We start from the raw sequence: 19,782 nt of genomic DNA, 5'->3' as shown, positions 1-19,782 counted from the left end.
CGCCGGGGGGCCCCCCTTTGGGGTGGGGGGCGGGCCCGAAGGGGGTTTTCCTTGCGTCTGGGGCGATCCCGCCGGTTGGGGCGCGGGGCCCGCTGTGCCCCGGCGCCCCTTCCGGCACACCCAAAGCGTTACCCGCTCTCCTCTTCCCCGTGTCCTGGCCCGGTTAGGTTTCCCCGAGCAACGAAAGACCCGCGCCCGCACCTCCCGCACCCGCCCGGCGGGTCTTCCGGCCGCCACCACCGAGGGGAAACCGCCTGATGCGACCGAGCCGCGCCCTCACCGCCGCCGCGGCGGCGGTCGCCGTCCTGCTGCCCGGCGCCACCGGGTGCGCGCCGGAGGACGGGGCCGAGGCCCGTACCCCGTCGCCACCTGTCGCCGCGTCCGCGCAGGTCACGGCCTCCCCCACGGCGTCGGCCGGTCCCTCCACCGCGGCCGCTGCCGCTCCCGGCGCGAGCGCCTCGGCGCCGCACACGCCCGCGGCGCGTCCCTCGGCCGGTACCCCGGCGCCGTCGAAGAGCCCGTCCCGGCCGCCCGTGCCGACGTACCTCTCGATGTCCCTGTCCGCGCCCGGCGGACAGCTCGCGCTGAAGCCGGGCGGCCCCGGGCAGGAGTTCACGGTCACCCTGAAGAACGGCAACACCCGGGCGTACCGGAGCCTGCTGCTCGCCTTCCAGCTGGAGATCATGCCGGGCGGTACGGGCGGCTGGGTGCTGGAGCGCTGGGACCGCGCCGCGGGCAGCTGGCGCCACGCCGACCTGCGGATCGCGAACGACGTGATGCCGCCCTCGATGGACGCGGGCGGCAGCCCCCTCGCCCGCGACGCGGTCTCCGTACGCCGCTACCGCCTCCGCGCCGAAACCGGCGCCGCCCCCGGCCCGAACCCCCTGATGGTCTCCATGGTCGACACCGCCCACGACACCCGCCACTCGTACGCCTACCTGCCCCAGACCACCCTGGCCCCCTGAGCGCCGCGCCCCCGGTGGGGTCGCTATGCGGCCCCCGCCGCCGTCAGGACCGCGATCGGCAGGAGCAGGATCCACTGCGGCAGCCGGAGCAGTGGCTTCGACCAGCCGGCCGACAGCGTGACGACCAGGAAGGCGACCGTGTACGCGGCGAAGTGCGCGGCCACGAACCACGCCATCAGACCGGTCGCCGACGCGTCGCCCGCGAGCGCGAGCCAGACCAGGGCGGCCGCGGAGAGCACCAGGTCGACGCTCACCATGTGCCACACGGCGTGCATGACGCGCCTGGGTTCGGCCGCCAACCCGCAGGACAGCAGCGGGCGCACCACGTCCCGGTGTCCGGCGACGATGTGCACCGCGGCCACACCGAACGCCGTGATGCCCGCTGCGAGAAGCCAGCCGTTCACCGGACCTCGATTCCTTTGGCCATGACGGCGGCCAGCCGGCGGGCCAGCTGGGGGCCGGGGTGTTCCCCGACCAGGCCGACGTGGAAGAAGACGGCTCCGGCCAGGGTGTCCAGGACCAGGTCCACGGGCGTGTCGGCCGCGATCTCCCCGCGCGCCGCGGCGCGCTCGAAGACGATCAGCAGCCGCTCCTTCGACGGGGCCAGGAAGTCGCCGCGGATCCGCTCCTTCAGCACCGGATCGGCGGCGAAGTCGGCGAGTAGCCCCGGGAGCGCGGCTGCCGCGGCAGGTGTCTGGAACTCGTCGACCAGGCCCTGCATCAGTACGGTCAGATCCCCCGTCAGCGTTCCGGTGTCCGGGACCGGAGCCTGGTCGGTGGTCGTGAACACGGCCTCGAAGACCAGCTCCGGCTTGCCCCGCCACCTCCGGTAGACGGTGTCCTTGCCGACACCGGCACGGGCGGCCACCGCCCCGATCGAGGTCGCGGCGTAGCCGACCTCGGTCACCAGCTCTGCGGCCGCACCGACGATCGCCTGGTGCGAGCGGGGATCCCTGGGACGTCCTCTGGAGGACGGAGAGGAGCTCATACGATTTACGATACGGGTCGACCCGTTTGGGAAACAACCCCCCGCTCAGTGCGTGCGTCTTCCGGTGGGGCGGCGGGCGCGGATCACGAGGGCCGCGAAGAGCAGGACCGAGGCGATCGCCCCGATCAGGGTGCCGCCGCGGAACCAGGGGGCCTCCACGTCCATGGTCCGCTGCCCGGCGTGGGCGGCGCTGCCGTTGCCGACGACCACGCTGAGCGTCCACAGGTTCGGCAGTGCCAGCAGCACCGCCAGGGCCAGCCAGCCCGCGGTCGCCTTCGGGGAGCCGCGGCGGCGCAGCCCCGTCCAGGCCACCAGGAGGGGCAGCAGCGTGCAGAAGATCCCGAAGGCCAGGCCCATGAGGAGGCCGGTGGCGAGGCTGCCGTCGACCGCGTCGCCGATGCGGTGGGCCCACCAGCGCGGGACGGTCGCGGCCAGCACGAAGTAGCCGACGACCACCACGGCCAGGGCCCCGACGCCGAGCAGGGCACGCCTGCGCCGGTCCGGGCCCCCGGGGGCCGTGCCCCGCGCCACCGCGCCCTGCTGCCGTGCGCTCATGATCCGATGCTGGCACCTGACCGCCGCCCGCGCAGCGCGGGCGGTACGGAGGCCCGTACGTCCCCGGCCGGCGGCGCGGGCGCGGGCCCGGTGCCGCGGGGGCCCGACAGCACGTACACCAGGCCGAAGCCGGCCGCCACGACGGCCGCTCCTCCGACGGCGTCCAGGACCCAGTGGTTGGCCGTGGACACGATCGCGCAGAGCGTGACCGCCGGGTGCACCAGGCCCAGGGCCTGCTGCCAGGGCCGGCGGGCCAGCGCGAGGACCACCAGCCCGCACCACAGCGCCCAGCCGAAGTGCAGGGAGGGCATGGCCGCGTACTGGTTGGAGATCGCGGTCATCGCGCCGTACTGCGGATCGGCCAGGTCCTGGGGTCCGTGCACGGTGTCGATGAAGCCGAGCCCGGGCATCAGGCGCGGCGGCGCCAGCGGGTAGAGCCAGAACCCGGCGAGGGCCAGGACGGTGGCCAGCCCGAGGGAGGCCCGTGCCCAGCGGTAGTCGCCCGGGCTGCGCCGGTAGAGCAGCGCCAGGATCGCCAGCGGCACCACGAAGTGGAAGGACGTGTAGTAGAAGTCGAAGAAGCCCCTCAGCCAGGGTTGGTCCACCACCGCGTGGTTGACGGCGTGTTCGATGTCGATGCCGAGCCGGCCCTCCAGGGAGTGGATCCGGCGTCCGTGGCCCTCGGCGAGGGCGCGGCTGTCGGGGGCCGCGGCGCGGATGTGCGAGTAGAGCGAGTAGCCGACCCGGATCAGCAGCAGTTCGAGCAGCAGGTTGGGGCGGCTGAGCACGCGGCGCCAGAACGGCAGGAGCGGTATTCGCGACCACCGGGCCGGGGCGGGCCGGGCGTACGCGGTGGGGACCGGGTGGTGCCAGTGGGGCGACGTACGCGGCAGGAACGGCACCGCGCAGGCGGCGGCGAGGGCCGCGAGGAGCAGCACGTTGTCCCGTACGGGCGCCAGCAGCGCGAGGTTGGGAAGCAGCACGTCGCTCGGCAGGGTCATGACCAGGACCACGGTCACCGGCCACACCGGCCGGTCGGCGGCGCGGGTGCCGACCTTCCCCGCGGCGGCGAGCAGCACCCAGAGCAGCTGGTGCTGCCAGCCCCCGGGCGAGACGGCGACCGCGACGCAGCCGGTGAGCGCGACGGCCAGCAGCGGCTGCCCGTCGTGGGCGTACCGGACGGCGCGGCGCAGGCCGAGGAGGCAGACGGCGGCGGCGAGCAGGCAGAGGACGCCGGTCTCCAGGGGGCCGGAGAGGCCGAGCCGCAGCAGCGCGCCGTGCAGGGACTGGTTCGCGGGGCTGTCCGCCCGGTCGCCGAGGCCGGTGCCGGCGAGGTGGTGCACCCAGTACGTCCACGAGTCGCGCGGCAGCGCGGCCCAGGCGAGGGCGGAGCCGGCGGCGAAGGTGACGGCGGTGGCGCGGGCCGCGGTGCGGCGGCCGGTGAACCAGAGCAGCGGGACGAAGAGGAGGAGGGCGGGCTGGAGCGCCGCGCCGAGGCCGACGAGGAGGCCGGAGGTCCGCTCGCCGGGCACCCGCAGGCAGCCGGACAGCACCAGCAGGACGGGGATGATGCTGGTCTGGCCGAGGGTGAAGGTGCCGCGGACGGGCAGCGAGATCATCGTCAGGGCGATGGCGACGGGTGCCGCGAGCAGGGCGGTGCGGCGGGACACCGGGCCGGGGAGGGAGCGCGCGGCGACCAGGCCGACGGCGGCGACGAGCAGCAGGGTGCCGAAGGTCCAGGCGACGCCGAGGGCCTGCTGGGCGGAGCTGGTCAGGGGCCGGAGGACGAGTCCGGAGAAGGGCGTGCCGGTGAAGCGGGGGCCGTCGACGGCGTCGTAGAGGCTTCCGGAGACGTGCAGGACGCCGTTCTCGCCGATCCAGGTGTCCGGGTCGGCGAGTCGGCGGCCCGGCGGCAGCCGGAGCGCCGAGGCGGCCTGACGGACCGCCAGGAGCGCGGCGAGCAGCCAGAGTACGGCGCGCGCCGCCGTCAGCCGGGGGTCTGCGCCGAGGGCCGCGGCCGCGGCAGGCCCGTTCACAGCGTTGTGGTCCGCCGCGTCAGCCACGCGCCATCGGCCTCCTGCCGTAGTGCCCCGTCGGGAATGCTCGGACGACGATAGTGCGGAGATCCGCCCACACCGGACCGAACCTCCCGTACCGCCCGGCTGGTCCGGTGCGCGGGAAACCGCCTTCCCGTCGTGGCCCCGGGTGCCGGCGCGGCCGGGAAACGCACCGGCCAGAGGGGGTGCGGGGGCCTGCGCCCGGTGTGCCGGCGCGCGGCGCGGCGGGGGCCGGGAGGGGGGTCAACGGGTCCGCAGACACCACCCGACCGTGCACACCGTCCCCCTGACGGAGCATCGGCCGGGGCGGTACCGGGGGTCCTCCGTACGGCGTGCCGACGGCGCCTCCGGCAAGATGGGCGGCATGAGCATCGTCAAGATCAATGTGCTGACCGTGCCGGACGAGCAGCGGGAGGTGCTGGAGAAGCGCTTCGCCTCGCGTGCCGGGTCCGTCGAGAACTCCGACGGCTTCGAGTGGTTCGAGCTGCTGCGCCCGGTCGAGGGCACGGACACCTACCTCGTGTACACGCGCTGGCGTGACGAAGCGGCCTTCCAGGCCTGGATGGAGGGCCCGATGAAGGCCGCCCACCAGGGCGGGTCGGGCGGGTCCGGGGAGGGTGCGGGCCACGGTGCGGGTGCCGGCGAGCGTCCCAGGCCGGCCGCGTCCGGGTCGACGCTGTGGTCGTTCGAGGTCGTCCAGCAGGCGGCGCCGAAGCAGGGCTGAGCCCCGGCCCGGCCCCCGGCGTAGCGGTGCCTCCGCCCGACGGGTGGGCGGAGGCACCGGGACGGGTCACCGGGGCGGGTCACCGGGGGGTCCCCGGGGGGTCCCCGGGGCGGGTCAGGACTTCGGGGGTCCCCAGAAGGCGTTCTCCTCGTCGATGTCCTCGGTGCAGCCGTCGATGTCCGTGATCTTTCCTCCCACGATGGTGAAGAACAGTCCCTGCCGGATCTCCAGGCCGTGGTCCCCGCGGTCGGCCCGGGAGGTGTGGAAGGCCATCACGTGTCCGCGTCCGTCGGCGAGCACCGAGTCGACCTGCACCTGCATCGTGCCGTTGGTCTCCCGGCCGAGCGTGCGGTACAGCTCCAGGACCGCTTCGCGGCCCTTGTGGTGCCCCGAGATCAGGTTGTTGCCGGGGACGTGGTGCACGACGTCCGCCGTCATCAGCGAGGACAGCATGTCCATGTCCCCCTTGGCGAACGCCAGGTAGCCGCGACGCACCAGGGCCGCGTCCGGATGCTCCGACATGGCGGTTCACACCCTTCCATCCCTTGATTTGGCGGTTTTTCCTATCATCCGCCCGGCCCTGTGGATATTCCACGCGGCGGCTGGGCGCGGGCGCCGATGATGGCGGCATGAACGCGATGAACTGGACCGTTGCCCCCGAATCCTTCGCCACCCCCGAGGCCGCCGAGCTGCGGCGGGCCTATCTCGCGGAAGTGGCCGGCCGGTACTGGGGCAGACCCGCCACCGACGCCGAGCTCGACCAGGGCCTCGCCGAGGACCCGGCCGACGGCCTGGTCCGGCCCACGGGCGAGTTCGTGGTCGGCCGGTACGACGGCCGGCCCGGCGCCTGTGCCGGGCTGCGGATGCTGGACGCCGGCACGGCCGAGCTGACGCGGGTGTACGTACGCCCCGAGCTGCGCGGCACGGGCGGCGGCGGGGCCCTGCTCGCGGCCCTGGAGGAGGCGGCGCGGTCCCTGGGCGCGGAGCGCATACGCCTGGACACGCGGACGGACCTGGTGGAGGCGCGGGGCCTCTACGCCAAGCACGGGTACGCGGAGATACCGGCGTACAACTCCGGCCCGTACGCGGAGCACTGGTTCGAGAAGCGGCTGGTCTGACGGATCAGTGGGCCGCGTGGTCCCGGCGCGCGGGCCTGTCGTACGGCTCCTCCGCGTCGGAGCCGCACAGCTCGGCGTTGAGCTCCTCGACCAGCTTGACCAGGTCCGTGGGCCGGTCCGGGCCCCACCAGTCGCCGAGCAGCTCGGCGAGGGACTCCTGTCGTGCGTCGGAGAGCCGTGCCGCGGTCTCGCGGCCCTGGTCGGTGAGCACCAGCGGCAGTCCGGCGCGGACCGCCAGCCGCCGCTCCTCGACCTCGCGGGCCGCGTCCGTGATGACGTGCAGCGGGACCGAGGTGCGCTCCGCGAGCACCGCCGGTTCGGCCGAGCCGTACTTGTTGATGCGCAGCAGCAGCCAGCTGGAGGCGGGCAGCAGGTCGTAGCCGGCCTTGGCGGTGATCTTCTCGTAGACGTGCTTGCGGCCCTCCCGCGTGCCCAGCACCGACAGCGCCCGCGCCACCTCGTCGTGCGAGCTGCGCTGCACGGGGTTGGAGGCGAGCGTCTCGCTGACGTCGGGTGCGGTGACCGAGGTCCGGAGCTTGTCCTCCTTGAGGAACCACGCCACCGCGAAGGCCACGAGCACCACGGGCACGGCGTAGAGGAAGACGTCGGTGATGGCCGTGGAGTAGGCGTCCAGCACCCGGGGCCGGAGGTCGGCGGGGAGTCCGGAGACGGCCCGCGGGTCGGCTTCCAGGCTGCCGACGGTGCCGGGGGGCAGCGGCTGGCCCGCCAGGTTCTCGTTCAGGTTGTCGTCGAGGCGGTTGGTGAAGACCGTGCCGAAGATGGCCACGCCGAAGGAGGCACCGATGGAGCGGAAGAAGGTGGCGCCCGAGGTCGCGACCCCGAGGTCGGAGTAGCTGACGGCGTTCTGCACCACCAGCACCAGCACCTGCATCACCAGGCCGAGTCCGGTGCCGAAGACGAAGAAGTAGACGCTCATCTCCCAGGTGGAGGTGGTGCGTTCCAGCTGGTGCAGGAGGAGCAGGCCGATGGCGGTCACGCCGGTGCCGGCGATGGGGAAGACCTTCCAGCGGCCGGTGCGGCTGACGATCTGCCCGGAGGCGGTGGAGGCGATCAGCATGCCGAGGACCATCGGCAGCATGTGGACGCCGGACATGGTGGGCGAGACGCCCTGGACGACCTGGAGGAACGTGGGGAGGTAGACCATCGCGCCGAACATCGCGAAGCCGACGATGAAGCTGATCACCGAGCAGAGGGTGAAGGTGCGGATGGCGAAGAGCTTCAGGGGCAGCACCGGCTCCGCCGCCCGGCGCTCCACGAAGACGAAGGCCACCAGCAGTACGGCACCGAGCACGGCCAGCCCGATGATCATGGCTGAGCCCCAGCCCCAGGTGCCGCCGAGCGAGGCCACCAGCACCAGACAGGTGGCGACGGAGGCGATCAGGACGGTGCCGAGGTAGTCGATGGTGTGCCGCTCCGCGCGCACCGGGATGTGCAGGACCGCCGCGATGACGACGAGGGCGACGATGCCGATCGGGAGGTTGATGTAGAAGACCCAGCGCCAGCTGAGGTGGTCCACGAACAGGCCGCCGAGCAGCGGGCCGAGGACGCTCGTGGCGCCGAAGACGGCGCCGAAGAGGCCCTGGTACTTGCCGCGCTCCCGGGGCGGGACGATGTCGCCGACGATCGCCATCGACAGCACGATCAGGCCGCCGCCGCCCAGCCCCTGGAGGGCGCGGAAGCCGATCAGCTGCGGCATGTTCTGGGCGAGGCCGCAGAGCGCCGACCCGATCAGGAAGAGGACGATGGCCCCCTGGAAGAGCTTCTTGCGCCCGTACTGGTCGCCCAGCTTGCCCCAGAGCGGGGTCGCCGCCGTCGACGCCAGCATGTAGGCGGTGACGACCCAGGAGAGGTGTTCCATGCCGCCGAGATCGCTGACGATCGTCGGCAGCGCGGTGGAGACGATGGTCTGGTCGAGTGCGGCGATCAGCAGGCCCAGCAGCAGGGCACCGATCGCGACGAGCACACTCCGTCGGGTGTGCTCCGCGCCGGGTCCGCCGCCGGGGTCCACGGGTGCGTCGGCCACTTCCTGAGCCATGGACTCCTCCTCAGCACAGATCGACATCTCCATCCTGGGGGGTGTGTCCGGTTATGGCCTGTCGGGCGGTTGGGCGGACCCCGCCGGGTCTGCATAATCGCTGGCAGTTGCCAGGGAGGGGATCCGTCAGTGAGCGCAGAGCGCTGTCCGGTTTGCGATGCTGCCAGAGGCGGCTGCGCCTGCGCACCGGCCACGGGCATGGACCCCCTCCGCATCCGCCCGTACGTGACGATGCAGGACCGCCCGTCCCGCGACGCCGCCACCACACCCCCGCCCCGCCTCCTGGGCGTGGTCCAGCCCCCACCGTCGTGGCCCGCGGGGGCCGACCCGGAACCGGAACCCACCTGGGGCCCCTCCTCCACCCCCGGAACCGGACCGGACCCTGCCTGGGGCCCGTCCGCAGGTGCGGAAGCCGGTCCGTCCTGGGAGTCGCCCGGCACCCCGGACGCGAGTCCGGCATGGCCCTCGTCCGCCGCCACTCCGGCAACCGGACCTTCGTGGAGCCCGTCGCCCAACCCGGAAACCGGAGCCACCTGGACCCGGTCCGCCAACCCGGAGAACGGAGCCACCTGGACCCCGCCGACCCACCCGGAGAACGGAGGCGACTGGAACTCGTCGGCCCGCCCGGCGGACGAGGCATCCCCGTGGCCCCCGCAGCCCGCCCCTCCCGGCACACCGGCCCACCCGAGCGGCCCGGACGCCCACCACGCCGGCGGCCCCGTCGGGTACGGGCCGGACGGCTTCCACGCAACGGACGAGGCCGGACCCCACGACGGCGCTGACGGGTACGCCACGCAGGTCCTGCCGCCGGTGTCCTCCGGCATGCCCGGGTCCGCCCCCTACGCCCCCGTACCGGGGGCGAACGGCTCCACGGGGCCCGAGTCCTCGTACGGCACACGCGGCAGCGGGACCCCTGGCCCGGTCTACGACGACGCCACGACGGAGCTGCGCGCGGTCACGCTCGGCGCCCCTCCTCCACCCGGCCGGAACCGCGGCGGACGCAAGGGACTGCCGCTGATGGTGGCCGCCGCAGTGGCGGTGATCGGCGTCGGGGCCCTGACGGCCGGTCTGTTCTCGGACGACGAGGACGCCGACCGCGCCCTCCCCGACCCGAAGCTGTCGGCACCCGCGATCACCGTCGCCCCGGACGGCCCCTCGGGCGCCCCCGAAGCCCCCTCGGCCGACCCCTCGACCACGTCCGACGCGGACGAGGACGAGGACGAGGACGGCGACGGTAACGAGAAGTCGGCCTCCCCCACCGCCGCGACGGAAGCCACCCCGTCCGGGGACCCGTCCGACGCGTCAGGGAACCCCACCCCCGACCCCACCCGCACCAAGCCCGCCACCAGCCCCACCACCCCGAGCGCCACCACGGCCCCCACCCTGAGCCAGGGCGACCAGGGCCCGGAGGTCGTCGAACTCCAGCAGCGCCTGGAGGAGGGCGGGTACTACTGGGGGCCGATGAACGGCCGCTACAGCCGCAAGGTGGAGGAGGCAGTGGCCCGCCTCCAACGGGCCGCCAACGTCGTGGGCGACCCCTGGGGCGTGTACGGCCCCAACTCCCGCCGCGCACTGGAGGCCCTCACCCACGAGCCCTAGCCGGCCCCGGTCCCGCACTCCCCCGCCCCGCGACTAGGGCGGACAACCACCCCAGCCACAGGCCGGTTGGACCCCCACGCACCCCGGCGAGCAACAGCCATGCGCAAGCCCCCGGCAGGTACCCGCCCGAAGGCACCGGGTAGCCGGAAGCGCGGACAGCGCGAGGACGGCCACGACCGCGGCCGCAACGCCCCGCCCGGCACAACGCGGGGTCCACTCGACGAAGGCCGACCAGCCCGGGGCGGCCCGGCAGGCTGGGGGTGCACACCCGGGACGGACCACCTGCGTGGCCCTAACGGCAAGGACCGCCCACACGGACCGGCAGCCAGCCGCTCACCCCACCGGACGGGACCCCCACACCCCGGCGAGCACACGCACAACCCACCCGACCCCGCCGCACGCGCCGCATCACGCCGCATCCCGCCCAGCGTGTCCGTGCGGCCAGGCGGCTGGGGCTCCCGGGCACGGGCACCGCCGCGCCGACCCCGACACGGACCGGCTGCCGTCCGTTCGCCCCCCGTCGGGCGGACACCCGCAGTGCGGTCGCACACACCGCCCACCCGGACCCCGCCGCCGCATCCCACCCGGCCGCCGTCCAGGCGGGGCGCCGGCCAGGCGGGCGGGCGCGGCATCTCCGCGCCCGCCCCTCCTCGCCGCCCCCGCCACCCCGGCCCGCCCGCACCGCACCCCACCGCACCCGCACCACACCCCCTGTGCAGCCCCCCAGCCGGGAGGCGATTGGCATCGCGGGGCGCCATTTTGTATCGTGGAGGAACAAAGTGGTTCCGTCCGTATTCCCTGACCGGCGGACGGGGCCGCTTGTACTCTTCCCGCCGCATCGCCGGACCTCGTCTCCCCTGGAGCCCGCCCCCATGACGGCCAGCACCACCGCCCCCGGAACCGAAGCCGCCGCAGAGCCTGTCGTCCTGACCGCGAAGGCCCTGCTCCTGGACATGGACGGCACGATCGTGAACTCGGACGCGGTGGTGGAGCGCTGCTGGCGGGACTGGGCGGTGTCGCACGGCCTCGACCCGCACGAGGCGATGAAGATCGTCCACGGCCGCCAGGGCTACGCCACCATGGCGATCCTGCTCCCGGACCGCCCGATGGAGCAGAACCACGCCGACAACGCCGTGATGCTGGCCCGCGAGACCGCCGACACCGAGGGCGTCGTCCCGGTCGACGGCGCGCCCGCCTTCATGGCCGCCCTGGGCCGGCTCCCGCACGCCCTGGTCACCTCGGCGGACGAGGCCCTCGCGACCGCCCGCATGACGGCCTCCGCGCTGCCCATGCCGGAGGTCCGGGTGACCGCCGAGCATGTCGAGGCCAGCAAGCCGCACCCCGAGGGCTTCCTCAAGGGCGCCGCCGAACTCGGCGTCGACCCGGCGGACTGCGTGGTCTTCGAGGATTCCGGCGCCGGCATCGCCGCGGGCCGCGCGGCCGGCATGCGCGTGGTGGGCGTCGGCCCCCGCGCCGGGGAGCACGGGCCGACCGTGCACGTACCCGACCTGACGGCCGTACGCGTCGACACCGCTGCGGACGGGAGCATCCGCCTCACCGTCACCCCGTACGCCGCCGCCTGACCGACGGGAGGGAGCCGCCGGCCCCCGTCACGCCCCCACGTACGCCGCCAGGTGCTCGCCCGTCAGCGTGGAGCGGTCGGCCACCAGGTCCGCCGGGGTGCCCTCGAAGACGACCCGGCCGCCGTCGTGGCCGGCGCCCGGCCCGAGGTCGATGATCCAGTCGGCGTGCGCCATCACCGCGGGGTGGTGCTCGATGACGATGACCGACTTGCCCGCGTCGACGAGCCGGTCCAGCAGCCCGAGCAGCTGCTCCACGTCCGCGAGGTGCAGGCCGGTGGTGGGCTCGTCCAGCACGTAGACGCCACTTTTGTCCGCCATGTGCGTGGCCAGCTTCAGCCGCTGCCGCTCGCCGCCGGACAGCGTGGTCAGCGGCTGGCCCAGGCTCACGTACCCGAGGCCGACGTCGGCGAGCCGCTCCAGGATCTTGTGCGCGGCCGGGATGCGCGCCTCGCCCGCGCCGAAGAACCGCTCCGCCTCCGTCACGGACATCGCGAGCACCTCGCTGATGTCGCGGCCGCCCAGGTGGTACTCCAGCACCGAGGCGTCGAACCGCTTGCCCTCGCACTCGTCGCACGTGGTCGCGACCCCGGCCATCATCGCCAGGTCGGTGTAGATCACCCCGGCACCGTTGCAGGCGGGGCAGGCGCCCGCGGAGTTGGCGCTGAACAGGGCCGGCTTCACGCCGTTGGCCTTGGCGAAGGCCTTGCGGATCGGTTCGAGCAGCCCGGTGTACGTGGCCGGGTTGCTGCGCCGCGAGCCGCGGATCGCCGTCTGGTCGACCGACACCACGCCCTCCTCGGCCGGGATCGACCCGTGCACCAGGGAGCTCTTGCCCGAGCCCGCGACGCCGGTGACGACGACGAGCACCCCGAGCGGTACGTCGACGTCGACGTCCCGCAGGTTGTGCGCGGCCGCGCCGCGGATGCCCAGCTTGCCGGTGGGCTTGCGCACCGTCTCCTTGAGCGCGGTCTGGTCGTCGAGGTGGCGTCCGGTGATCGTGTCGCCGGCCCGCAGGCCCTCCACCGTGCCCTCGAAGCAGACGGTGCCGCCGGCCGTGCCGGCGCCCGGGCCCAGGTCCACGACGTGGTCGGCGATCGCGATCGTCTGCGGCTTGTGCTCGACCACGAGCACCGTGTTGCCCTTGTCCCGCAGGCGCAGCAGCAGGTCGTTCATCCGCTGGATGTCGTGCGGGTGCAGGCCGGTGGTGGGTTCGTCGAAGACGTACGTGACGTCGGTGAGCGCGGACCCGAGGTGGCGGATCATCTTGACCCGCTGCGCCTCGCCGCCCGAGAGCGTGCCCGACGGCCGGTCGAGCGCGAGGTAGCCGAGGCCGATCTCGACGAACGAGTCGAGGGTCCCCTGGAGCGCTTCGAGCAGCGGGGCCACCGACGCGTCCCGGAGCCCGCGGACCCATTCCGCCAGGTCCCGGATCTCCATCGCGCACGCGTCGGCGATGGAGATGCCCTCGATCTTCGATGACCGGGGGCCCTCGCTCAGCCGGGTGCCGTCGCACTCGGGGCAGACCGTGAAGGTCATCGCCCGCTCGACGAAGGCACGGATGTGCGGCTGGAGCGCGTCGACGTCCTTCGACAGCATCGACTTCTGGATCTTGGGGATCAGGCCCTCGTAGGTGAGGTTGATGCCCTCGACCTTGATCTTGGTCGGCTCCTTGTGGAGCAGGTCGTGCAGCTCCCGCTTGGTGTACCTGCGGATCGGCTTGTCCATGTCGAAGAAGCCGGAGCCGCTGAAGATCCGCCCGTACCAGCCGTCCATGGTGTAGCCGGGGATGGTGAGCGCGCCCTCGCTGAGCGACTTGCTGTCGTCGTAGAGCTGGGTGAGGTCGACGTCGGAGACCGTGCCGCGGCCCTCGCAGCGCGTGCACATGCCGCCGGTGCGCGAGTAGGTCGCCTTGACCGTGGTCCTGTCGCCCTTCTCGACGGTGATCGCCCCGCTCGCCTTCACGGAGGCGACGTTGAAGGAGTACGCGCCGGGCGGGCCGATATGCGGGTCGCCGAGCCGGCTGAAGAGGATCCGCAGCATGGCGTTGGCGTCGGTGGCCGTGCCGACGGTGGAGCGGGGGTCGGAGCCCATCCGCTGCTGGTCGACGATGATCGCGGTGGTGAGCCCGTCGAGCACGTCGACCTCGGGCCGCGCCAGCGTCGGCATGAAGCCCTGGACGAAGGCGCTGTACGTCTCGTTGATCAGGCGCTGCGACTCCGCGGCGATCGTGTCGAAGACCAGTGAGCTCTTGCCCGAGCCGGAGACGCCGGTGAAGACGGTGAGCCGGCGCTTCGGAATCTCGATGCTGACGTCCCGGAGGTTGTTCACCCGGGCGCCGTGCACCCGGATCAGGTCGTGGCTGTCGGCGGCGTGCGCGCCGGACGACCCCGGGGCACGTGATGCCTTCGATGCGCCGGATGCCTTCGGCGCCCCGGCCGCCCCCGGTCCGCCGGCCGCCTTCGCTGCGCCGCGCCCGGCGGACCCGCTCCCCGCGGCCCTGCTCCCGGCCCTGCTCATCGTGTCTCCATCCGTCGGTCGTCCGTTCGGTCGGTGGTGCGGTGGTGCGGAGGCCGGGGGGCTCGGCGGGGCCGGCGGAGCCGGATCCGGACGTCCGTGCGTTTCACGCTACGGGTGGGGCGCCCGGCGCGCTTCTCCGTTCCTGACCGGCCGCGTGTGGATCTTCGCGATGCAGGCCGGGAGGGCGGCGTCGTCCCCGTGCTCCCGGGCCCGGTACGCACTCGGGGTCTCGCCGACGAGTTCGGTGAAGCGGGAGCTGAACGAGCCCAGCGACGTACAGCCCACCTCGAAGCACACCTCCGTCACCGACAGGTCGCCGCGCCGCAGCAGGGCCTTGGCCCGCTCGATGCGGCGGGTCATGAGGTAGCTGTACGGCGTCTCGCCGAAGGCGGCCCGGAAGCTGCGGGAGAAGTGGCCGGGCGACATGAGGGCGACGCGCGCCAGGGCCGCCACGTCGAGCGGTTCGGCGTACTCGCGGTCCATCAGGTCGCGGGCCCGGCGCAGCGGTACGAGGTCCTCCAGGTTGCTCACCCCACCACGATCGCACGGCGGGGGAGGCGGCGGTGGCCGGATCTCGCCCCCCGTACGCCTCCCCCGACGGCACCGGAACTACCCCGCCACCGCCTCCCAGAGGCTGAACACGGCCAGGGCGGCCATCACGCACGCCGCGATCTTCGTGATCAGCCGCAGCGGCACGCGCTTCATCAGCGTGCGGCCGCCCAGGATGCCGAGGCCCGCGACCGCCCAGAGGGCCAGCACGGCGCCCAGGCCGACCGAGACGGGGTCGTCGTAGCGGGCGGCGAGGTTGGCGGTCATGATCTGCGTCAGGTCACCGAACTCGGCCACCAGGATCAGCATGAAGCCGGCCCCGGACACCTTCCAGAAGGACTGGTCCTCGGGAGCCTTGACCGACTCCTCCCCCTCGTCCTTCTTCAGCAGCAGCATCGCCGCGCCGATCAGGAAGAGCACGCCCACGAAGGCCTGCACCAGCCGGTGCGGCAGCAGCGTCAGCACGCTGCCCGCGGCGATGGCGAGCGCGACGTGCACGGCGAAGGCGGCGGCGACCCCGGCGAACACGTACGAGGCGCGGTAGCGGGTGCCCAGCATGAGGCCCGCCAGGGCCGTCTTGTCGGGCAGCTCGGCGAGGAAGACGACGCCGAAGACGATCGCCAGGATGGTGAAGCTGATCACTGGAGTGAAACCTCGATCGGTCGGGGCGGGTGCCGCCGGACCGAGAGACCAGGCCGTTTCAGGGGGTCGCTTCGGCTCGACAGCGACCCGCGCGCACACGGGCATCCCCACGCGCCCGCGCTCTGGGCGCGCGCACGTGCGCATGCACGTGTAGGTACACGGACACTGCGGCCGAAGGTCTCGCTGGCCTGCCCGCCGCACCCGACCGCGTCCGCGGTCGCGACGGCTGAGCCTGCCTCCGGGCGCCGGCTGGAACTGGCCAGCAGTATGTCGACGGTCCGGCGAAGAGCTACTCCCCTTCTGCTCGCACCAGGGTACGACACGCCGGGCGCCCCCCAGCAGGGACTTTGGTCCCGGCGGCCGGGAGACGCCCGTCACACTCCGGCCACGCTCCGGCCACACCGTGGTGGCGCCCCTGCCGCGCCCCGGTGGCACCCCGGCCGTACCCCTGCCACGCGCCGCACACCCGCCCGGCAGCGAAACGGCACAAACCGCCTCGATTCATCCGACGGAGCGTCATATTCACGCCAACAGCGGGCCGTTACACCCCTTGTTGTGACGTGCGCATGTCGCCACCCTGTTACCTGGCGCCCATCCCCGGTCCACCCGGCGCCGCCACGATGACCGCGGTCCCCACAAGGGGCCGACCGGCCGTTCCCCCCGCCCCAAGGAGCCCCTCATGCCCGGTGTCTACGCGCGTCGATTCGGCGTGCTCGCGACGGCCGCCACCCTCGCGGCCACCGCCCTCCTCAACGCCCCCGCCGCCCAGGCGGCGCCCCCCACCCCGATGAGCGCCTCGGCCGCCCGCACCTGGCTGGCGGGCGTGACGCCGAAGGCGGAAGGTTCCTCCAGCGGCTACAGCCGCGACCTCTTCCCGCACTGGAGCACCGTCTCGGGCACCTGCAACACCCGCGAGACCGTCCTCAAGCGCGACGGCGTGAACGTCGTCACCGACGCGAGCTGCGCCGCCACCAGCGGCTCCTGGTACTCCGCCTACGACGGCGCCACCTGGTACGCCGGCTCCGACCTGGACATCGACCACGTCGTCGCCCTCTCCGAGGCCTGGCGCTCGGGCGCCGCCTCCTGGACCACCGCCAAGCGCCAGCAGTTCGCCAACGACCTCACCCGCCCGCAGCTCATCGCGGTCACGGACAACGTGAACCAGGCCAAGGGCGACCTCGACCCGGCCGACTGGATGCCGCCCCTGGCCTCCTACCGCTGCACCTACGCCCGCATGTGGGTGCACGTGAAGCAGTACTGGGGCCTGACCATCGATTCCGACGAGAAGGCCGCGCTCACCAGCGCCCTCAGCGGCTGCTGACCGGACCGCCGGGGCACCCGGCCGGTCCCGCGGCCGGATCCGGAACCGCGCTCCCCCTCCCCGTCGTACCTTTACCCAAAGGGCGACGGACGAGGGGGAGTTACGTGGGCGAGCTGCGCCTGGGGCCACTGCTGCGCCACGTGTGCTGGGAGACCGGCGACACGGCCACCGTGTGGATCGAGACCGACCGGCCGGGCACCGCCGAGGTGCGGTGCGAGGACGGCGCCGGCGGGTCGGCCGGCACGTTCCAGATCGCCGGCCACCACTACGCGCTCGTGCCGGTCACCGGCCTGACGCCGGGCACGACCACCGCGTACGAGGTGCTGTTCGAGGGCGCCCGCGTCTGGCCGCTGCCCGACAGCCCCTTCCCGCCCAGCACCATCACCACGCCCGTGCCCGCCACCCCAGGCCGTCCCTCGCCGCCGGTCCGGTTCACCTTCGGCTCCTGCCGCCAGGCCGCCCCGCCCGCCGACCGGCGGGGGCCCCACGGACCCGACGCGCTGGACGCGCTGGCGTCCCGGCTCGCCGCGCAGCCGCTGGAGGCGCGGCCCGACGTACTCCTCCTGCTCGGCGACCAGGTGTACGCCGACCAGCTCTCCCGGGAGACCAGGGCCTGGCTCGCCGCCCGGCGCGACCTGCGCGAGGCGCCCGGGGCGCAGGTGGCGGACTACGAGGAGTTCACGCGGCTCTACTACGAGTCCTGGCTCGATCCGGAGATCCGCTGGCTGCTGTCCACCGTCCCCAGCTGCCTGATCTTCGACGACCACGACCTCGTGGACGACTGGAACACCAGCGCCTCGTGGGTGGCCGAGATGCGGGCGACGCCGTGGTGGCGCGAGCGGGTGATCAGCGGGTTCATGTCGTACTGGGTCTACCAGCACCTGGGCAACCTCTCCCCCGCCGCACTCGCCGCCGACCCCCTCTACGCCGCGGTGCGCGCCACGCCCGACGGCACCGAGGAGCTGCGCGCCTTCGCCGCGGCGGCGGACGCGGACCCGGCCTCCGTGCGCTGGAGCTACCGCCGCGACTTCGGCCGCACCCGGCTGCTGATGGTGGACACGCGGGCGGCCCGAGTGCTGGACGAGGACGCGCGGGCGATGCTCGACCCGGCCGAGGCCCGGTGGGTGCGCGAGAACGCCCTCGACGGGCACGGCCAGTACGACCACCTGCTGATCGGCGCCTCGCTGCCCTGGCTGCTGCCGCCGCTGATCCACGACGCGGAGGCGTGGGACGCGGCGCTCTGCCGGGGCGAGCGGGGTCCGCGGTGGGCCCGGATCGGCGAGGCCCTGCGCCGGCGCAGCGACCTGGAGCACTGGGCTGCCTTCCCCGCCTCCTTCACGGAGCTCACCGACCTGATCGAGGAGGCCGCGACCGGCCCGCGCGCGCCGGCGACCGTGTGCATGCTGTCCGGCGACGTCCACCACGCGTACGTGGCCGAGCCGGCCATATCGACGACGGCGGCGGTGTACCAGCTGACCTGCTCGCCGGTGCACAACTCCGTGCACCGGCTGGTGAACCTGGGCTTCCGGTTCGGCTGGAGCCGGGCCGGGCGGCGGCTCGGCCGGCTGCTCGCCCGGCACGGCCGGACGGGACGGCCGCCGCTGACGTGGCGGCGTACGAGCGGGCCGTGGTTCGGCAACCAGCTGATGACGCTCGCGCTGTCCGGCCGTTCGGCCCGGCTCCGCCTCGACCAGGCCCGCAAGCCGGCGCGCGGGGCTGCGGAGGACGGCCGTCTGGTGACGGTGCTGGAGCGGGACCTGGCGTAGCCGGGGGGTGCGACCGCGGCGCAGCCGGCGCGCGGCCGGGCACGTCGGTGGTGCGGCGTCGATGCGGCCCGGGCAGGTCGGTGGTGCGGCGTCGATGCGGCCGGGCCCAGTGCGGCCCCGGTGTGGCCCGGGGCGCTGCGGGCGCGCGGCCCGGGTGCGGCCTCGGGGGGCCGGAAACCGGGCGTGCCGCGGGGGCGCGGGGCGCATCTGACACGCGGGTGGCCCCGGGGGTACGGGGGACGAACTCCCGGCGTACGCTGTATGGCTGTCAAGCCGCTCCTGCCGCTCCCCCGCGACGCCGCGGCCCAGCGCGATGACCGAGAGCCGGAGCCGGGGAGTCCCGTTTTGCTTGAGACAGTGGGGCCGTTGACCGCGAGCCCCTGGATCTACGCCCTCGTGGCCGTCTCCGTGCTGCTCGACGTCTTCCTGCCGGTGCTGCCGAGCGGGGTCCTGGTGATCACCGCGGCGGCCGCGGCGGCCGCCGCCGGGGCGGCCGTGGGCGCGGGAGCGCCGGTGCCGCCGCCGGGCCCGGACATCGTGGTGCTGGTGCTGTGCGCGGCGGCCGCGTCCGTACTGGGCGACCTGGCGGCGTACCGGCTGGCCCGGCGCGGAGGTGCCCGCCTGGACCGGGCCATCGCGCGCTCCCGACGCCTGACGCTGGCCCAGGAACGCCTCGGCCAGGCCCTGAGCCGGGGCGGCGGCCTGCTCGTCGTCATCGCCCGCTTCGCCCCGGCGGGGCGCTCGGTGGTCTCCCTGGGCGCGGGCGCGGCGCAGCGGGAGATCGGGAAGTTCCTCCCGTGGTCGGCCCTGGCGGGCCTGGCCTGGGCGGGCTACAGCGCGGCACTGGGCTACTTCGGCGCCCACTGGCTGGGCGCGACCTGGCTGGGTACGGCGGTCTCGGTGATCGCCCTCTTCGCGGCGGGCGCCCTGGCCGCCTACCTGGTCCGCCGGCCCACACCGGCAACCCCGTAAGAACCGGCTCACCCGGCACCCCACACAGCCCGACCCCCGGCCCCCACCCGGCACCACCGATGCGTCGGAACTCAGCGGAACCACACCCGGCACCCCACCGCACGCCCCGCCCCCCGACACCCCACCGCACGAGCCCACACGCCGACAGCCGACCGGCAAGGCCCCCGCACCCGGCACCCGGCACCGACCGCACGGGCCCCGCACCTCAGCAGCCGACCCGCACGGCACGAGCGCCCCGGCATCCGCACCCACTCCCGGCCCCGGCACCCGCACCCGCACCCGCACCCGCCCGCGCGGCCGGGGGCGCGGGGCCGGCCCCCCGGGCGCCGCGGCCCGCCGGCGCGCGGCGCGGCCGCGGCGGCCGGCGGCG

The 19,782-nt window shown here is 74.2% G+C and carries 17 protein-coding genes; 8 read left to right on the top strand and 9 right to left on the bottom strand.

Annotated elements, in window-relative coordinates:
* The first annotated feature begins 257 nt into the window (after positions 1–257).
* A complete protein-coding gene (locus tag ACIQUR_RS07700; protein ID WP_403659953.1) occupies positions 258–965 on the top strand; it encodes a hypothetical protein in 708 nt (235 codons plus the stop codon).
* Between the two features lie 23 nt (positions 966–988).
* Here ACIQUR_RS07700 and ACIQUR_RS07695 read toward each other — a convergent pair whose 3' ends face one another.
* From ACIQUR_RS07695 to ACIQUR_RS07680, 4 genes are read right to left on the bottom strand one after another with little or no spacing between them, the layout of a single operon-like run.
* Positions 989–1,369, bottom strand: coding sequence for a hypothetical protein (locus ACIQUR_RS07695; RefSeq protein WP_403659950.1), 381 nt, complete (start codon positions 1,367–1,369; stop codon positions 989–991).
* A complete protein-coding gene (locus ACIQUR_RS07690; RefSeq protein ID WP_403659947.1) occupies positions 1,366–1,953 on the bottom strand; it encodes a TetR/AcrR family transcriptional regulator in 588 nt (195 codons plus the stop codon). The genes ACIQUR_RS07695 and ACIQUR_RS07690 overlap by 4 nt, the downstream gene beginning before the upstream one ends.
* A gap of 45 nt (positions 1,954–1,998) precedes the next feature.
* Positions 1,999–2,508 (bottom strand): hypothetical protein, encoded by a 510-nt coding sequence (locus ACIQUR_RS07685; RefSeq protein WP_403659944.1) that lies wholly within the window; start codon positions 2,506–2,508, stop codon positions 1,999–2,001.
* Positions 2,505–4,571 carry a bifunctional glycosyltransferase 87/phosphatase PAP2 family protein gene (locus ACIQUR_RS07680; protein WP_403659941.1) on the bottom strand — a complete coding sequence of 689 codons (2,067 nt, stop codon included), beginning with the start codon at positions 4,569–4,571 and terminating at the stop codon, positions 2,505–2,507. The genes ACIQUR_RS07685 and ACIQUR_RS07680 overlap by 4 nt, the downstream gene beginning before the upstream one ends.
* A 358-nt stretch (positions 4,572–4,929) precedes the next feature.
* Between ACIQUR_RS07680 and ACIQUR_RS07675 the strand changes: the two genes are divergently transcribed.
* Complete coding sequence (locus ACIQUR_RS07675) at positions 4,930–5,289, top strand: antibiotic biosynthesis monooxygenase family protein (protein WP_403659938.1); 360 nt, start codon at positions 4,930–4,932, stop codon at positions 5,287–5,289.
* Between the two features lie 114 nt (positions 5,290–5,403).
* Here the strand turns inward: ACIQUR_RS07675 and ACIQUR_RS07670 are convergent, their stop codons facing one another.
* On the bottom strand, positions 5,404–5,811 hold the full coding sequence (locus ACIQUR_RS07670; RefSeq protein WP_403659935.1) for a nuclear transport factor 2 family protein: 408 nt from the start codon (positions 5,809–5,811) through the stop codon (positions 5,404–5,406).
* Positions 5,812–5,927: 116 nt separating this feature from the next.
* Between ACIQUR_RS07670 and ACIQUR_RS07665 the strand changes: the two genes are divergently transcribed.
* Positions 5,928–6,407, top strand: a complete 480-nt coding sequence (locus ACIQUR_RS07665) for a GNAT family N-acetyltransferase (RefSeq protein ID WP_403661394.1) — start codon at positions 5,928–5,930, stop codon at positions 6,405–6,407.
* Between the two features lie 4 nt (positions 6,408–6,411).
* On the opposite strand, the gene ACIQUR_RS07660 is transcribed toward ACIQUR_RS07665, so the two are convergent.
* Positions 6,412–8,463 (bottom strand): DHA2 family efflux MFS transporter permease subunit, encoded by a 2,052-nt coding sequence (locus tag ACIQUR_RS07660; RefSeq protein WP_403659932.1) that lies wholly within the window; start codon positions 8,461–8,463, stop codon positions 6,412–6,414.
* A gap of 198 nt (positions 8,464–8,661) precedes the next feature.
* On the opposite strand from ACIQUR_RS07660, the gene ACIQUR_RS07655 reads away from it, so the two are divergent.
* Both ACIQUR_RS07655 and ACIQUR_RS07650 read left to right on the top strand, forming a co-directional pair.
* Complete coding sequence (locus ACIQUR_RS07655) at positions 8,662–10,062, top strand: peptidoglycan-binding protein (RefSeq protein ID WP_403659929.1); 1,401 nt, start codon at positions 8,662–8,664, stop codon at positions 10,060–10,062.
* An 872-nt stretch (positions 10,063–10,934) separates the two neighbouring features.
* On the top strand, positions 10,935–11,645 hold the full coding sequence (locus ACIQUR_RS07650; protein WP_403659927.1) for an HAD-IA family hydrolase: 711 nt from the start codon (positions 10,935–10,937) through the stop codon (positions 11,643–11,645).
* 27 nt (positions 11,646–11,672) lie between these two features.
* On the opposite strand, the gene ACIQUR_RS07645 is transcribed toward ACIQUR_RS07650, so the two are convergent.
* The 3 genes from ACIQUR_RS07645 to ACIQUR_RS07635 all read right to left on the bottom strand — a co-directional run bounded on the left by ACIQUR_RS07645 (position 11,673) and on the right by ACIQUR_RS07635 (position 15,353).
* Positions 11,673–14,162, bottom strand: a complete 2,490-nt coding sequence (locus ACIQUR_RS07645; protein ID WP_403659924.1) for an ATP-binding cassette domain-containing protein — start codon at positions 14,160–14,162, stop codon at positions 11,673–11,675.
* A 108-nt stretch (positions 14,163–14,270) separates the two neighbouring features.
* Complete coding sequence (locus tag ACIQUR_RS07640; protein WP_403659921.1) at positions 14,271–14,693, bottom strand: helix-turn-helix transcriptional regulator; 423 nt, start codon at positions 14,691–14,693, stop codon at positions 14,271–14,273.
* Positions 14,694–14,771: 78 nt separating this feature from the next.
* Complete coding sequence (locus ACIQUR_RS07635; protein ID WP_403659918.1) at positions 14,772–15,353, bottom strand: TMEM165/GDT1 family protein; 582 nt, start codon at positions 15,351–15,353, stop codon at positions 14,772–14,774.
* A gap of 679 nt (positions 15,354–16,032) precedes the next feature.
* Between ACIQUR_RS07635 and ACIQUR_RS07630 the strand changes: the two genes are divergently transcribed.
* From ACIQUR_RS07630 to ACIQUR_RS07620, 3 genes are all read left to right on the top strand, one after another.
* A complete protein-coding gene (locus tag ACIQUR_RS07630; RefSeq protein ID WP_403659915.1) occupies positions 16,033–16,674 on the top strand; it encodes an HNH endonuclease family protein in 642 nt (213 codons plus the stop codon).
* Positions 16,675–16,778: 104 nt separating this feature from the next.
* Positions 16,779–18,440, top strand: a complete 1,662-nt coding sequence (locus tag ACIQUR_RS07625; protein WP_403659912.1) for an alkaline phosphatase D family protein — start codon at positions 16,779–16,781, stop codon at positions 18,438–18,440.
* Between the two features lie 345 nt (positions 18,441–18,785).
* A complete protein-coding gene (locus ACIQUR_RS07620) occupies positions 18,786–19,412 on the top strand; it encodes a DedA family protein (protein WP_399951817.1) in 627 nt (208 codons plus the stop codon).
* The last annotated feature ends 370 nt before the right edge of the window (positions 19,413–19,782 follow it).

This window comes from Streptomyces sp. NPDC101132 (assembly GCF_044759225.1).
GTDB lineage: Bacteria > Actinomycetota > Actinomycetes > Streptomycetales > Streptomycetaceae > Streptomyces.
The sequence above is the reverse complement of the archived record's forward strand: the minus strand, read 5'-3'. Positions and strand labels throughout refer to the sequence as shown.

Excerpts from the sequence above, each read along its gene's own strand:
- ACIQUR_RS07685 (WP_403659944.1), bottom strand. The coding sequence starts at position 2,508 with ATGAGCGCACGGCAGCAGGGCGCGGTGGCGCGGGGCACGGCCCCCGGG.
- ACIQUR_RS07645 (WP_403659924.1), bottom strand. The coding sequence starts at position 14,162 with ATGAGCAGGGCCGGGAGCAGGGCCGCGGGGAGCGGGTCCGCCGGGCGC.
- ACIQUR_RS07630 (WP_403659915.1), top strand. The coding sequence starts at position 16,033 with ATGCCCGGTGTCTACGCGCGTCGATTCGGCGTGCTCGCGACGGCCGCC.
- ACIQUR_RS07670 (WP_403659935.1), bottom strand. The coding sequence starts at position 5,811 with ATGTCGGAGCATCCGGACGCGGCCCTGGTGCGTCGCGGCTACCTGGCG.
- ACIQUR_RS07660 (WP_403659932.1), bottom strand. The coding sequence starts at position 8,463 with ATGGCTCAGGAAGTGGCCGACGCACCCGTGGACCCCGGCGGCGGACCC.
- ACIQUR_RS07700 (WP_403659953.1), top strand. The coding sequence starts at position 258 with ATGCGACCGAGCCGCGCCCTCACCGCCGCCGCGGCGGCGGTCGCCGTC.
- ACIQUR_RS07655 (WP_403659929.1), top strand. The coding sequence starts at position 8,662 with ATGGACCCCCTCCGCATCCGCCCGTACGTGACGATGCAGGACCGCCCG.
- ACIQUR_RS07650 (WP_403659927.1), top strand. The coding sequence starts at position 10,935 with ATGACGGCCAGCACCACCGCCCCCGGAACCGAAGCCGCCGCAGAGCCT.
- ACIQUR_RS07690 (WP_403659947.1), bottom strand. The coding sequence starts at position 1,953 with ATGAGCTCCTCTCCGTCCTCCAGAGGACGTCCCAGGGATCCCCGCTCG.
- ACIQUR_RS07675 (WP_403659938.1), top strand. The coding sequence starts at position 4,930 with ATGAGCATCGTCAAGATCAATGTGCTGACCGTGCCGGACGAGCAGCGG.
- ACIQUR_RS07665 (WP_403661394.1), top strand. The coding sequence starts at position 5,928 with ATGAACTGGACCGTTGCCCCCGAATCCTTCGCCACCCCCGAGGCCGCC.